General features: G+C 71.9%; 15 protein-coding genes. 11 read left to right on the top strand and 4 right to left on the bottom strand.

Annotation, left to right across the window (positions count from 1 at the left end):
• Positions 1-32: 32 nt before the first annotated feature.
• The 3 genes from OG202_RS13460 to OG202_RS13450 all read left to right on the top strand — a co-directional run bounded on the left by OG202_RS13460 (position 33) and on the right by OG202_RS13450 (position 2,695).
• The gene (locus OG202_RS13460) at positions 33-1,058 is read left to right on the top strand and encodes an ABC transporter ATP-binding protein (protein ID WP_326583469.1); all 1,026 of its coding nucleotides are present in this window, start codon (positions 33-35) and stop codon (positions 1,056-1,058) included.
• Between the two features lie 106 nt (positions 1,059-1,164).
• Positions 1,165-1,989 carry an ABC transporter permease gene (locus tag OG202_RS13455; protein ID WP_327730175.1) on the top strand — a complete coding sequence of 275 codons (825 nt, stop codon included), beginning with the start codon at positions 1,165-1,167 and terminating at the stop codon, positions 1,987-1,989.
• Between the two features lie 34 nt (positions 1,990-2,023).
• The gene (locus tag OG202_RS13450) at positions 2,024-2,695 is read left to right on the top strand and encodes a DUF2567 domain-containing protein (RefSeq protein WP_326583471.1); all 672 of its coding nucleotides are present in this window, start codon (positions 2,024-2,026) and stop codon (positions 2,693-2,695) included.
• A gap of 179 nt (positions 2,696-2,874) precedes the next feature.
• On the opposite strand, the gene ybaK is transcribed toward OG202_RS13450, so the two are convergent.
• From ybaK to OG202_RS13430, 4 genes are all read right to left on the bottom strand, one after another.
• Entirely contained in the window at positions 2,875-3,375 is a 501-nt protein-coding gene (gene ybaK / locus OG202_RS13445) for a Cys-tRNA(Pro) deacylase (RefSeq protein WP_327730177.1), read from the bottom strand.
• Positions 3,376-3,392: 17 nt separating this feature from the next.
• Positions 3,393-4,133 (bottom strand): LON peptidase substrate-binding domain-containing protein, encoded by a 741-nt coding sequence (locus tag OG202_RS13440; protein ID WP_326583473.1) that lies wholly within the window; start codon positions 4,131-4,133, stop codon positions 3,393-3,395.
• A gap of 69 nt (positions 4,134-4,202) precedes the next feature.
• Positions 4,203-5,213 (bottom strand): hypothetical protein, encoded by a 1,011-nt coding sequence (locus tag OG202_RS13435; RefSeq protein ID WP_327730178.1) that lies wholly within the window; start codon positions 5,211-5,213, stop codon positions 4,203-4,205.
• Positions 5,214-5,563: 350 nt separating this feature from the next.
• Positions 5,564-7,147: an oxidoreductase gene (locus tag OG202_RS13430; RefSeq protein WP_327730179.1), complete on the bottom strand. Its 1,584-nt coding sequence runs from the start codon at positions 7,145-7,147 to the stop codon at positions 5,564-5,566.
• Between the two features lie 183 nt (positions 7,148-7,330).
• Here OG202_RS13430 and hisD point away from each other — a divergent pair, with 183 nt between their 5' ends.
• The 8 genes from hisD to hisF are packed head-to-tail and all read left to right on the top strand — an operon-like array spanning position 7,331 to position 13,068.
• Positions 7,331-8,653, top strand: coding sequence for a histidinol dehydrogenase (hisD, locus tag OG202_RS13425; RefSeq protein WP_327730180.1), 1,323 nt, complete (start codon positions 7,331-7,333; stop codon positions 8,651-8,653).
• A complete protein-coding gene (locus tag OG202_RS13420) occupies positions 8,650-9,759 on the top strand; it encodes a histidinol-phosphate transaminase (protein WP_326583477.1) in 1,110 nt (369 codons plus the stop codon). The genes hisD and OG202_RS13420 overlap by 4 nt, the downstream gene beginning before the upstream one ends.
• Positions 9,756-10,349 (top strand): imidazoleglycerol-phosphate dehydratase HisB, encoded by a 594-nt coding sequence (gene hisB, locus OG202_RS13415; RefSeq protein WP_326583478.1) that lies wholly within the window; start codon positions 9,756-9,758, stop codon positions 10,347-10,349. The genes OG202_RS13420 and hisB overlap by 4 nt, the downstream gene beginning before the upstream one ends.
• The gene (locus OG202_RS13410; protein ID WP_326583479.1) at positions 10,346-10,510 is read left to right on the top strand and encodes a hypothetical protein; all 165 of its coding nucleotides are present in this window, start codon (positions 10,346-10,348) and stop codon (positions 10,508-10,510) included. Before hisB ends, OG202_RS13410 begins: the two co-directional genes overlap by 4 nt.
• On the top strand, positions 10,501-11,151 hold the full coding sequence (gene hisH / locus OG202_RS13405) for an imidazole glycerol phosphate synthase subunit HisH (protein WP_326583480.1): 651 nt from the start codon (positions 10,501-10,503) through the stop codon (positions 11,149-11,151). Before OG202_RS13410 ends, hisH begins: the two co-directional genes overlap by 10 nt.
• A gap of 2 nt (positions 11,152-11,153) precedes the next feature.
• Entirely contained in the window at positions 11,154-11,879 is a 726-nt protein-coding gene (gene priA, locus OG202_RS13400) for a bifunctional 1-(5-phosphoribosyl)-5-((5-phosphoribosylamino)methylideneamino)imidazole-4-carboxamide isomerase/phosphoribosylanthranilate isomerase PriA (protein WP_327730182.1), read from the top strand.
• The gene (locus OG202_RS13395) at positions 11,876-12,277 is read left to right on the top strand and encodes a RidA family protein (RefSeq protein ID WP_328222795.1); all 402 of its coding nucleotides are present in this window, start codon (positions 11,876-11,878) and stop codon (positions 12,275-12,277) included. The genes priA and OG202_RS13395 overlap by 4 nt, the downstream gene beginning before the upstream one ends.
• A 35-nt stretch (positions 12,278-12,312) precedes the next feature.
• Positions 12,313-13,068: an imidazole glycerol phosphate synthase subunit HisF gene (gene hisF, locus OG202_RS13390; RefSeq protein WP_326583483.1), complete on the top strand. Its 756-nt coding sequence runs from the start codon at positions 12,313-12,315 to the stop codon at positions 13,066-13,068.
• The last annotated feature ends 94 nt before the right edge of the window (positions 13,069-13,162 follow it).

The following is a 13,162-nucleotide window of genomic DNA, read 5'->3' as shown; positions in this document are numbered from 1 at the left end:
TCGGCCCCCGGGACCCCGTAGGCTCGTCCCTCGTGAGTACGCGTACGGCACAGGCGGTCCGGCATGGTGGGGATGTCGTGTGTGCTGTGCGGGGGCTCACGAAGACGTATCCGGCGACGCGGGGACGGCGGGGTACGCCGGGGACTCCCGAGGTGCGGGCCAACGACGCGGTGGCCTTGGAGGTCCGGCGCGGGGAGATCTTCGGGCTGCTCGGGCCCAACGGCGCGGGCAAGACCACTCTCGTACGGCAGCTGACCGGGCTGATGCGGCCCGACGACGGCACCGTCGACATCCTGGGCCACGACATCGTGCGCCATCCCGAGCGGGCCTCTCGGATCCTCGCCTATCTGGGGCAGGAGTCGACCGCCCTGGACGAGCTGACCGTGGCGCTCGCCGCGGAGACCACCGGGCGGCTGCGCGGACTGGAGGTACGGCGGGCGCGGGCCGAGCGGGACGCGGTGCTGGAGGAGCTGGGGCTGACCGGGCTCGCCGCCCGGCCGCTCAAGAAGCTGTCCGGCGGCCAGCGGCGGCTCGCCTGTTTCGCCACCGCGCTCGTCGGAGAGCGGCCCCTGCTCGTGCTCGACGAGCCGACCAGCGGCATGGACCCGGTGGCCCGGCGGGCCGTGTGGGCCGCCGTCGACCGGCGGCGCGCCGAGTCCGGCACCACCGTCCTGCTGGTCACCCACAACGTCATCGAGGCGGAGACCGTGCTCGACCGGGTCGCCGTCCTCGACCAGGGGCGGGTCATCGCCTGCGACACCCCGGCCGGACTGAAGGAGCAGGTCGCGGGCGAGGTGCGCGTCGACCTGGTGTGGCGGGAGAAGGCACCGCTGGACGTGCCCGAGGTCGCCGCGCTGCGCCCGCGCGCCGTGGAGTCCGGGCGCCGCTGGACGCTCCGGCTCGCGCCGGAGGAGGCGCGCGCGGTGGTGGCCACCGTGACCGGGGGCGCCGCCTTCGTGGCGCTCGACGACTTCACCCTCGCGACCCCGAGCCTGGAGGACGTCTACCTGGCGCTCGGCGGCAGCGCGGGCAGCGTGCAGGGACTGGTCAAGGGGTGAGGGACGCGGGCGTGAGCCGGAGAACAGTCGGTGCGGATGTGAACGGCAGGGCTGCCGAAGCCGTACGAAAATGGGCGACAGCCGAGGCGAAGAGGAGCAGCTCGACGTGAGTGTCGTACCCGCCGAGATCCTGCCGGGCAGCGCCCTGGCCGTAGAGGAGCGTGTGCAGCGCGGAGCCGCCGAACTCGGGCCCCGCGCGCGCCTGTGGCCGTCGCTCTGCGCGGTGTACCGGGCGCAGCTCTCCCGGGCGCGGGTCGCGCGGATCCCGCTGCTGTTCGTGGCCACCTTCCAGTCGATCGGGATCATGATCCTGATGCGCGGAGTGGTGGACGGCGGGGCCGAGGCGCATGCCGTGGTCGCCGGTTCGGCGGTGCTCGTCGTCGCCTTCGTCGCGCTGAACCTGCTGGCCCAGTACTTCGGGCAGCTGCGGTCCAGCGGCGGGCTCGACCACTACGCGACGCTGCCGGTGCCGCCGGCGGCGGTGGTGCTGGGCGCGGCGGGGGCGTACGCCTCCTTCACCGTGCCGGGGACGGTCGTGACCGCCGTCTTCGGCTGTGTGCTCTTCGGGCTGCCGCTGACCCACCTCTGGCTGCTCGCCGCCGTGATCCCGCTCGCCGGGGCCGCGCTCGCCGGGCTGGGCGCCGCGCTGGGCCTGCTCGCCCCGCGCCCCGAGCTCGCCACCGTGCTCGGGCAGCTGGGCATGTCGGCGGCGCTGCTGCTGGGCGTGCTGCCGGCCGACCGGATGCCGGGTTTCATCCGGTTCGCGCGGGACCTGCTGCCGTCCACCTACGGCGTGGATGCCTTCGCGCGGACGTTCGAGCCGAACCCCGACTGGGCGTTCGTGCTCGGTGACCTCGCGGTGTGCGCGGGGGTCGGGGTCGTCTCGCTCGCGGTCGCCACCTGGGCGTACCGGCGGGCCGCTGTCCGGTGACGCGGCGCACCGCCGCGCCTGGCACGATGGCAGAGTGACCGCACCGTTGACTCCTCCTCCGCCGCCGCACAACCACTCCCCGAACGACCCCTGGGCTCCCCCGCCCACCGGCGGTGGGGGCGAGGCGGATCTCTGGTACGAGCCGGAGAAGCCGGCGGGCCCCGGACTGAGGACCGAACTGATCGAGGCCGCCGTCGTCACCGCGGTCATGGCCCTGCTCGGCGGTGCGCTCCTGGGCGTCCTGTGGTGGTGGCTCGCGCCGCACGTACCGCTCGTCTCCGACGGGTCGGCGGTCTACTTCAAGGACACCGAGGGCGAACAGGCCGCCGGTGTCGACGGAACGTTCACACTGCTGGCCCTGGGCGCCGGCGCGCTCAGCGCGCTCGTCGTCTTCCTGCTGCGCCGGCGCGGCGGGGTGCCCCTCGTCGTGGCGCTCACGGTCGGCGGGCTGCTGGGGGCCGTGCTGGCGTGGCGGCTCGGCGTGTGGCTCGGGCCCGAGACCGATGTCGCGGCACGGGCGAAGGAGGTCGGGCAGGGGGTGACGTTCTCGGCGCCGCTCAAGCTCGGCGCGAAGGGCGCGCTGCTGGCCTGGCCGCTGGCGGGGTTGCTCGTGCATCTCGGACTGACCGCGTTGTTCGGGCCGCGGGACCCTGAGCCGTTCGAACCGGAGCAGCCCAAGGACGGGTACGGCGCGCCGGTCGCGTGACCTCCTGGGCGCCTGGTAGCTCGGGGGTTCTGGTGCGTTGGCGGGTGCGGGCCCGGTGGGGCTTCTCGCGCAGTTCCCCGCGCCCCTGAATGATTCAGGCCCCTGCTTTTCAGGGGTGGGGGAACTGCGCGACCAGCCCCCACCGGGCCCGCACCCGACAACGCACTGACCCGGCGGCGTCACACGCGAGCGATCGGCGCCGCCACCGCTTCCGTGAGCTTCAGAAGATCCTGCGGGGACAGTTCGACCTCCAGGCCCCGGCGCCCGGCCGAGACGCAGATCGTGTCGTGGGCGTCCGCCGACACGTCCAGCACCGTGCGGAGCTTCTTGCGCTGGCCGAGCGGGGAGATGCCGCCCCGGACATAGCCCGTCGTGCGCTCCGCGAGGGTGGGATCGGCCATCGCCGCGCGCTTGCCGCCGACCGCCGTCGCCAGCGACTTCAGGTCCAGCGAACCCGCCACCGGAACGACCGCGACCACCAGCGCGCCGTCGACGTCCGCCACCAGCGTCTTGAAGACCCGCTCGGGGGACACGCCCATCGCCTCGGCCGCCTCCTCCCCGTAGGACGGATGCGCCGGATCGTGCTCGTAGGCGTGCACGGTGAACTCCACGCCCGCCGCGCTCAGGGCCACCGTCGCGGGCGTGCCGCCCGCCTGCTGCTTCTTCGACTTCTTCGCCATCGGCCTTCTCGTGTACGTCAGTTGAGGCTCGTCGGGCTCCGCGTCAGCTCCGACGCGGGCAACGACGGCAGACTACGGATGATGGCGGACTCGGCGCGCAGGAGTTTCAGCTCGTCGCGCAGACGGGACGCGGTGTCCGGGGCCTGCAGAAGCCGCTGCTTGGCGGGGGTGTCGAGCATCATCGCCGCGGCGACCAGGTACGAGACCACGGCCGGCTCGTCCGGGAGGTCCGCCCCCGTCGACAGGGACCGCTCCCGGGCGCCCGCGAGGCGCTTCTGGTACTGGCGGAACGCCCGCAGGACGCCCTCGGCGAGCGCGCCCGCCTCGTCGCCCGCGTCCTCCGGCAGTTCCTCCAGGTCCGCCACGAGGAAGGGACCCGAGGCGTCCACGGAGAGCAGGCGCACACGGGTGGTACCGGTCGCGAGGACCTCGAACGTGCCGTTGTCGCGCTCCCGGATGGTGGCCGCGTCCGCGACGCAGCCCACGGAGTGGAACGCCTTCGTCGGTTCGTCGCCGAAGCCGGCGGTCGGGCCCCGGTCGGGCAGGGCGGTCGGATCCGGCATGCCGGGGGCGCTCGGCGCGACCTCGTGGCCGTCGCGGATGGCGACGACGGCGAAGCGGCGGGGTTGGTCCTCGGGGGTCTTCAGCAGCTCGCGCATCATGGCGCGATAGCGCTCCTCGAAGATGTTCAGAGGAAGCACGAGCCCCGGGTACAACACCGAGTTCAGGGGGAAGAGCGGCAGCCGGACGGTGGTCACGAGGCCAGAGCCTAATGGTCGTCGGGGCGCACGCGTTCGTCCGTACTCGTTTGGTGACCCTCGGGAGAGCTACCCTTCGGCCCGCGCCGGCCTCTCCGGCCGTGCGCGGAGCGGGATCGAGCACGCCACTTCCAGTCGTACGCCGTCGCGCAGCTGGAGGAACTGGCCCAGCGGATCGTCCGACACCCGGTCCCAGGGGAAGGACGTGGCGTACGGGCCGATCATGCGTAACTGGGTCAGGGCGTCCGGCCAGCGCTCCAGCCGGACCAGGACATAGGTCAGCAGGTTGCGGACCTCGGCCGGCCAGGGGTCGCCGGGCGCGTACTCGGCGGAGAGCGCGATCGCGCCGTCCGCCGCCTCGTCCAGGCGCGCGCGGGGGATCACGGCCCGGCCGCCCTCGGCGAGGTACGCGAAGACCGCCCGCACCGGCAGGGCCCGGACGAGGGAGCCGGGAAGCGCGTCCTCGGCGGCCCGCTCGGCGAAGTCGAAGCACTCGCGGTGCGAGCCGTACCAGGAGGCGGACAGATACTTCAGGGCCGAGACATGGCAGCCGTAGTGGTGCGGGGAGCGGCGGACCGCCTCCGCCCACAGCCGCTCGAAGCCGGAGTGGCCGAGGCCCGTGCCGCGGGCGTGGTCGAGGGCGATCCGCCAGGGCACGGGGTCACGCGGCTCTGCCTCGGCGGCCGCGGCGATCAGCGGACCCACCTCGCGCAGCAGTTCGACCCGGGCGGGGGAGTGCCAGCCGCGGGCCACCGCCAGCTCGGCCTTGATCAGCAGGACGTCCGGGTCGTGCGGGGCGGCCGCCTGCCAGGCCCGCAGCCACTCGCCGCGCGTGTGGGCGAAGGCGGTGAGCCGCAGCGCGTACCGGTCGCGGTTCTCCCACTCGGCGGCCTCCCGGGTGGTCGCCAGCAGCTTCGCCGCGGGCGCGTACTCACCGCGTCCGGCAGCCACCAGCGCGGGCCCGAGCCGCTCGTCGGGGGCGTCGAGCAGTACCTCGTCGTCGTCGGGCAGACCGGCGGCGAGCCGTGAGGTGTGGCGTGCCATCCGGGCGGTACGGACGAGTGCGCGCAGCGGACCCATGGCGCCAGGCACCTCCTTGCGCCTAGGGCCCTTCTGATGGATCTCCGTGGCGTCGCGACGCCCGGCACGCACGCTCGCCGCGCGGTGCGAAGGGACAGGTGGCTCCGCCACATGACCCTCCGCGCCGCACGTCGATCGCACGCACCGAACGCCGCTCCTTCCTCCACGGAGATCCATCAGAAGGGCCCTGAGCCGGCGCCGCTCTCACGGATCGGGTTCTCACCATCGTGGATTCGTCATCGTGGATTCGTCATCGATGGTTTCGGTATCAAGACGGCGGGAAGGTGATTCAGGTTGTCTGCCGCCCAGATTAAGGTCCGGACGGGCGGTCGGTTCCCGGGCGGAATCGGTCAGTTCCTGCTCAGGAGGCGGGTGGCGCCCGCCGCCACCGTCGTCGCGAGGATCCAGCCCAGGATGATCACCACAGCCGCCAGCCACTGCCAGCCGCCGCGCAGCTGCCAGTAGCCGACCTGGCCGAGATCGACGATCGGCAGCAGCAGGTCCAGGGCGAACAGGGACGCGCTCCAGTGCGGGTGCTCGCCGCTCTTCATCGGCGGATGGTCGGCGTGCGAGAAGGCGTACGAGGTCAGCGCCCACAGCACCGCCATCCACACCGCGGCCCGGCCCGGCCGGTACCCGTACGCGACCGTCCAGTCCTGCGCGTAACCCCAGAGCTTGGCCGCGAGCGGCAGGTTCTCCCGCCGGTGGCGCTGTTTGGCGAGGAGCACCTCACGGGCACCCTCGTCGTCCCCGCCGGCCCGCAGCACGGTCGCCAGCCGCTCGTACGGCTCCGGGCTGTACTCGGCGGTCGCCGCCGCCACCCACTCAAGCCGCCTGGCCAGCGGGAACCGGTCGCGCGGTACGAGGGTCTCGTACTGGAAGCCGCCCATGTGGAGGTTGCCGGGGCCGGGCCAGCTCTCCGACTTGTCGACCAGGACGCCGACCCGGGCCCCCGACAGGACGACCTTGCCGCGCTCGGGCCTCTCACCGAGGAAGCGCAGCTCGGGCACCTGGACGCGGCGCAGTGAGAGCTCCTGCTCATCCGTGAAGGTGAACCGGGCCCGCTCCAGGTCGACGGAGTCACCGAACCGCCCGTCGTCCAGCCGGATCCCGCCCTGGCACTCGAACCGCTGGACGCGGGTGCCGCGCGCGGGTGTGCTCCCGCTGGTGTGCAGCGGATTGCCGAGGCCGGCCGGGGTCAGATAGAGGGTGCGCTCGACGGTCAGCTGGGGCGCGTTCAGGGCGAGGCGGCCGTAGGGGTTGGCGAGCCGGCTGCCGCGCAGGCTGAGCGAGGCGCCGACGGTCGCTCCGCGCAGGCTCAGCTCCCCGTGCGACTCCAGCATCTCGGCCTGTACGTCCTGGGCGACGGTCAGTCCGTCGGCGGACAGCGAGCGGCCGTGCCGGTCGCGGTAGACCACCGCCTGGTTCAGCAGCAGGTCGGTGCCGATCTGCGCGTCCGCGAGCCGCACCCCGTTGTGGAACCGGCAGCGCGGCAGATGCAGATCGCCCTCCGTGTGCAGCCGGGCCGCCTCCAGCCGGGGCACCGAGCAGTCCACCAGCCGTAAGGTCGTGAACCGGGTCTCCGGCAGCAGGATCTCCTTCTCGAACCGGCAGCCCTTCAACTCCACGTACGGCACCACCTGGCCGCCCGCGAGCTCCAGGACGTCCTTGATCTGGACGCCGACCAGCTTCAGCGCGGACACCCGGCCGGCCAGCGCGGGCGGCCCGTCCAGCAGCAGCCAGGCCACGATCCGGGCCCGGACGGTCCGCTCGGGCCCCCAGGGATGGCCGCCGTGCGGATCGTCCACGGTGATGTCCCCGTCGCGCAGGTCGTACACGCTGCCATTGCGGAACGCCTGCCACATGCCCGCTTCGGCGGCGGTCAGGTCCTCCGGCAGGTCTCCGTCGTCCCGGAGGCCGGCACCCTCGCTCACTGCTCTTCCTTCCCCCGTCCTCCGTACTCGCGTGTATCACGCAACTGTTTACGCTGGTGATGCCCGCTGAGTCACACCCTGAACACAAGACGTGAAGAGGATCTTCCGGGTTCCCGCGCGGGCCCGTATCAGCCATTGGAACGCGCGGACGGCCGCCTGCGCGGGTCTGAGAGAATTGGCCCTGTGATCTCCCGAATCGATCTGCGCGGCGAAGCCCTCCCCGAGGGACCCGCCCTGCGCGACCTGCTGCCCCGAGCCGACTTCGACGTCTCGGCCGCCCTGGAGAAGGTGCGGCCGATCTGCGAGGCCGTGCATCATCGGGGCGACGCGGCGCTGATCGACTTCGCGGAGAAGTTCGACGGGGTACGCCTGACCTCCGTACGGGTCCCGGCCGAGGCAATCACGGGGGCGCTGGAACAGCTCGACCCGGCCGTCCGCGCGGCCCTGGAGGAGTCGATCCGCCGCGCCCGCATCGTCCACCGGGAGCAGCGCCGCTCCACGCACACCACCCAGGTCGTCCCCGGCGGCACGGTCACCGAGAAGTGGGTGCCGGTCGAGCGTGTCGGTCTCTACGCCCCCGGCGGCCGGTCGGTGTACCCCTCCTCCGTGATCATGAACGTGGTCCCGGCCCAGGAGGCCGGAGTCCCGTCGATCGCCCTCGCCTCCCCGGCGCAGGCGGAGTTCGACGGCCTCCCGCACCCCACGATCCTCGCCGCCTGCGCACTGCTCGGCGTCGACGAGGTGTACGCGGCCGGTGGCGCCACCGCCGTCGCGATGTTCGCGTACGGTACCGAGTCCTGCCCGCCCGCCCCCATGGTCACCGGGCCGGGCAACATCTGGGTGGCCGCCGCCAAGCGGTACTTCACCGGGGTCATCGGCATCGACTCCGAGGCGGGCCCGACCGAGATCGCGGTCCTCGCGGACGACACCGCCGACCCGGTGCACGTCGCCGCCGACCTGATCAGCCAGGCCGAGCACGACCCGCTCGCGGCCGCCGTGCTCGTCACCGACTCCGTCGCCCTCGCCGACGCCGTCGAGAAGGAGCTGGAGCCGCAGGTCGAGGCCACCAAGCACATCGAGGACCGGATTCGTCCGTCGCTCGCGGGCCGGCAGTCCGCGATCGTCCTGGTCGACGGCGTCGACGAGGGCCTGCGGGTCGTCAACGCGTACGGCGCCGAGCACCTGGAGATCCAGACGGCTCGTCCTCAGGAGGTGGCCGAGCGCGTCGTCAACGCGGGCGCGATCTTCATCGGCCCCTGGGCGCCGGTCTCGCTGGGCGACTACGCGGCCGGCTCCAACCACGTCCTCCCGACCGGCGGCTGCGCCTGCCACTCCTCCGGTCTGTCCGTCCAGTCCTTCCTGCGCGGCATCCACATCGTCGACTACACGAAGGACGCGCTGGCCGAGGTCGCGCACCACGTGGTGACGCTGGCGGAGGCGGAGGACCTGCCCGCGCACGGCGCGGCGATCAAGGCAAGGTTCGGTTGGAAGGTACCTGGCAAGTGAGCTTCGGAATCGACGATCTCCCCGTACGCGACGAACTGCGCGGCAAGAGCCCCTACGGCGCGCCCCAGCTCGACGTCCCCGTACGCCTCAACACCAACGAGAACCCCTACCCCCTGCCCGAGGCACTGGTCGAGCGGATCGCCGAGCGGGTGCGGGACGCGGCCCGGCACCTCAACCGCTACCCGGACCGGGACGCGGTGGAGCTGCGGACGCGGCTCGCCGAGTATCTGACGAAGACGTCCGGATACGGGGTCGATCCGGCAAACGTCTGGGCGGCCAACGGCTCCAACGAGGTCATCCAGCAACTCCTGCAGACCTTCGGCGGCCCCGGCCGTACCGCGATCGGCTTCGAACCGTCGTACTCGATGCACGGGCTGATCTCGCGCGGCACGGGCACCGGCTGGATCTCCGGTCCCCGCAACGACGACTTCACGATCGACCTCGCCGCCGCCGAGAAGGCCATCGCCGAGCACCGGCCGGACGTCGTCTTCATCACCACCCCCAACAACCCCACGGGCAACGCGGTCTCAGGGGAGACCGTGCTCGCCCTGTACGAGGCGGCCCAGGCGGCCAAGCCGTCGATGGTCGTGGTGGACGAGGCGTACATCGAGTTCAGTCACGGCGGCTCGCTGCTGCCGCTGCTCGACGGACGGCCGAACCTCGTCGTCTCGCGGACGATGTCCAAGGCCTTCGGCGCGGCCGGTCTGCGCCTCGGCTATCTCGCCGCGCACCCGGCGGTCGTGGACGCCGTCCAGCTCGTACGGCTGCCGTACCACCTCTCCGCCGTCACCCAGGCGACCGCGCTGGCCGCCCTGGAGCACACCGACACCCTCCTCGGCTATGTCGAACAGCTGAAGACGGAGCGGGACCGGCTGGTCGCCGAGCTGCGAGCCATCGGCTACGCGGTGACCGACTCCGACGCCAACTTCGTGCAGTTCGGCAGGTTCGAGGACGCGCACGAGGTCTGGCGGAAGATCCTCGACCGGGGCGTCCTGGTCCGGGACAACGGCGTACCGGGATGGCTGCGGGTCACCGCCGGAACTCCCGCCGAGAACGACGCGTTCCTCGACGCGGTACGTGATTTGAAGAAGGAGCAGAGCGCATGAACCGCGTAGGACGCGTGGAGCGGACCACCAAGGAGACGTCGGTCCTCGTCGAGATCAATCTCGACGGCACGGGCAGGACGGAGATCTCCACCGGGGTCGGCTTCTACGACCACATGCTCGACCAGCTCGGCCGCCACGGTCTGTTCGACCTGACCGTGAAGACCGACGGTGACCTGCACATCGACTCCCACCACACCATCGAGGACACCGCCCTCGCGCTGGGCGCCGCCTTCAAGCAGGCCCTCGGCGACAAGGTGGGCATCTACCGCTTCGGCAACTGCACGGTCCCGCTGGACGAGTCCCTCGCCCAGGTCACCGTCGACCTGTCCGGCCGCCCCTACCTCGTGCACACCGAGCCCGAGAAGATGGCGCCGATGATCGGCGAGTACGACACCACGATGACCCGGCACATCCTGGAGTCCTTCGTCGCGCAGGCGCAGATCGCGCTGCACGTGCACGTGCCGTACGGGCGCAACGCGCACCACATCGTCGAATGCCAGTTCAAGGCGCTGGCCCGGGCGCTGCGCTACGCCTCCGAGCGCGACCCGCGCGCGGTCGGCATCCTGCCCTCCACGAAGGGCGCGCTGTGAACGGGCTCTCCACCGTCCTGATCGTCGTCGGCCTCTTCCTGGTCGGCGGGATCATCTCGTTCGCCAAGCAGCAGATGCCGAAAAGCCTGATCACGCTGCTCTCGATCGGCGCCGCGATGTGTCTTGTCGCGGGCATCATGCGGCTGGAGGTGTGGAATTGAGCACGGCGTCCAAGAAAGTGGTCGTCTTCGACTACGGCTTCGGGAACGTGAGGTCCGCCGAGCGCGCCCTCGCGCGCACGGGGGCCGAGGTCGAGATAACGCGTGACTTCGACAGGGCCATGAACGCGGACGGGCTGCTGGTGCCCGGCGTCGGCGCGTTCGCCGCCTGTATGAAGGGGCTGAAGGAGGCGCGCGGCGACTGGATCATCGACCGCCGGCTCTCCGGCGGCCGTCCGGTGATGGGCATCTGCGTCGGTATGCAGATCCTGTTCGCGCGCGGTATCGAGCACGGCGTGGAGACCGAGGGCCTCGACGAGTGGCCCGGCGCGGTCGAGCCGCTCCAGGCCGAGATCGTGCCCCACATGGGCTGGAACACCGTCGACGCCCCGGCCGACACGACCCTGTTCGCCGGCCTGGACACCGACGCCCGCTTCTACTTCGTGCACTCCTACGCCGTCCACGACTGGTCCCTGGAGACGCACAACCCCACCCTGACCGCCCCCAAGGTCACCTGGTCGACGCACGGCAAGCCCTTCGTGGCGGCCGTGGAGAACGGCGCCCTGTGGGCCACCCAGTTCCACCCCGAGAAGTCCGGCGACGCCGGAGCGCAGCTGCTGAACAACTGGATCGGAACCCTGTAGCCATGGCAAAGCTCGAACTCCTTCCCGCCGTCGACGTCCGTGACGGCCAGGCGGTCCGGCTCGTCCACGGCGAGTCCGGCACCGAGACCTCCTACGGCTCCCCGCTGGAGGCCGCCCTCTCCTGGCAGCGCGCGGGCGCCGAGTGGCTGCACCTGGTCGACCTGGACGCCGCGTTCGGCACCGGCGACAACCGTGAGCTGGTGGCCGAGGTCACCCGGGCGATGGACATCAAGGTCGAGCTGTCCGGAGGCATCCGGGACGACGCCTCCCTGGCGAAGGCCCTGGCCACCGGCTGCACCCGGGTCAACCTCGGCACCGCCGCCCTGGAGACCCCCGAGTGGGTCGCCAAGGTCATCGCCGAACACGGCGACAAGATCGCGGTGGGCCTGGACGTGAAGGGCACGACCCTGCGCGGCCGCGGCTGGACCCGCGACGGCGGCGACCTCTACGAGACGCTGGAGCGCCTCGACAAGGAGGGCTGCGCCCGCTACGTCGTCACGGACATCGCCAAGGACGGCACCCTCCAGGGCCCCAACCTGGAACTGCTGCGCAATGTGTGCGCCGCCACGGACCGTCCGGTCGTGGCGTCCGGCGGCGTCTCGTCCCTCGACGACCTGCGCGCCATCGCCGAGCTGGTGCCTCTCGGTGTCGAGGGCTCCATCGTCGGGAAGGCCCTGTACGCGAAGGCGTTCACCCTGGAAGAGGCCCTGGAGGCTGTGTCGTCATGACGTCCGAAGCGTCCGAAGCCGTGCGGCGGGTGCAGAGCGGGAGTCCCTGGGAGGAGTCCTTCGGTTCCGCGCGGGCCGTCGCGGCGGGCGATCGCGTCCTGGTGGCGGGCACCACGGCCTTCAAGGGCGATGTGCTGTACGGGGAGGGCGACCCGTACGAGCAGGCCAAGGTGGCCTTCACCAGCGCGATCGAGGCGCTCGGCGAGTTCGGACTCGGGGCGGAGTCCGTGATCCGTACGCGGATGTACCTGACGCACATGCGGGACGTCGAAGAGGTGGGGCGGGCCCACAAGGAACTCTTCGACCCGGTGCGTCCGGCCGCGACCCTGCTGGTCGTGGACGGTTTCGTCGACCCGCGCATCCTTGTCGAAGTAGAAGTCGAAGCATTCAGAGGTTAGGCCTTTCTCAGGTCTTTTAAGGAGCCGTGGATCTCATGACCCTGGCGGTCCGAGTCATCCCCTGCCTGGACGTGGACAACGGCCGGGTCGTCAAGGGCGTGAACTTCCAGAACCTGCGCGACGCGGGCGACCCCGTCGAGATGGCCAAGGTGTACGACGCCGAGGGCGCCGACGAGCTGACGTTCCTCGACATCACCGCCTCGTCGGGCAACCGCGAGACGACCTACGACGTGGTGCGCCGCACCGCCGAGCAGGTCTTCATCCCGCTGACGGTCGGCGGCGGCGTCCGCACGGCCGAGGACGTGGACAAGCTCCTGCGCGCGGGCGCGGACAAGGTCGGCGTCAACACGGCGGCGATCGCCCGTCCCGAGCTGATCCGTGAGATCGCCGAGCGGTTCGGCCGCCAGGTGCTGGTGCTCTCGGTCGACGCCCGCCGGACCGAATCCGGATCCTTCGAGGTCACCACCCACGGCGGCCGCAAGGGCACCGGCCTCGACGCCGTCGAGTGGGCCCACCGGGCCGCCGAACTGGGCGCCGGCGAGATCCTGCTCAACTCGATGGACGCGGACGGCACCAAGGACGGCTACGACCTGGAGATGATCACCGCCGTCCGCAAGCACGTCACCGTCCCCGTCATCGCCTCCGGCGGCGCCGGCAAGCTGGCGGACTTCTCCCCGGCCATCGAGGCGGGCGCCGACGCCGTCCTCGCCGCCTCCGTCTTCCACTTCGGCGACCTGCGCATCGGCGAGGTCAAGGACGCGCTGCGGGGGGCGGGCCACCCTGTGCGGTGACGTCGCGCTCCGCTCCGTTCGAGCCCCGGCCGCCTGAGGGAGGCCGGGGCTTTCCGCCGGGTCGGGCGTACGGCGGGCCGCCGTACGCGGGATC

It is taken from the genome of Streptomyces sp. NBC_00310 (assembly GCF_036208085.1).
GTDB lineage: Bacteria > Actinomycetota > Actinomycetes > Streptomycetales > Streptomycetaceae > Streptomyces.
This window is presented reverse-complemented; position numbering and strand designations above follow the sequence as displayed.

Coding starts and splice junctions, on each gene's coding strand:
- OG202_RS13395 (WP_328222795.1), top strand. CDS start 11,876: ATGACGTCCGAAGCGTCCGAAGCCGTGCGGCGGGTGCAGAGCGGGAGT.
- ybaK (WP_327730177.1), bottom strand. CDS start 3,375: ATGGCGAAGAAGTCGAAGAAGCAGCAGGCGGGCGGCACGCCCGCGACG.
- hisF (WP_326583483.1), top strand. CDS start 12,313: ATGACCCTGGCGGTCCGAGTCATCCCCTGCCTGGACGTGGACAACGGC.
- priA (WP_327730182.1), top strand. CDS start 11,154: ATGGCAAAGCTCGAACTCCTTCCCGCCGTCGACGTCCGTGACGGCCAG.
- hisB (WP_326583478.1), top strand. CDS start 9,756: ATGAACCGCGTAGGACGCGTGGAGCGGACCACCAAGGAGACGTCGGTC.
- OG202_RS13435 (WP_327730178.1), bottom strand. CDS start 5,213: ATGGGTCCGCTGCGCGCACTCGTCCGTACCGCCCGGATGGCACGCCAC.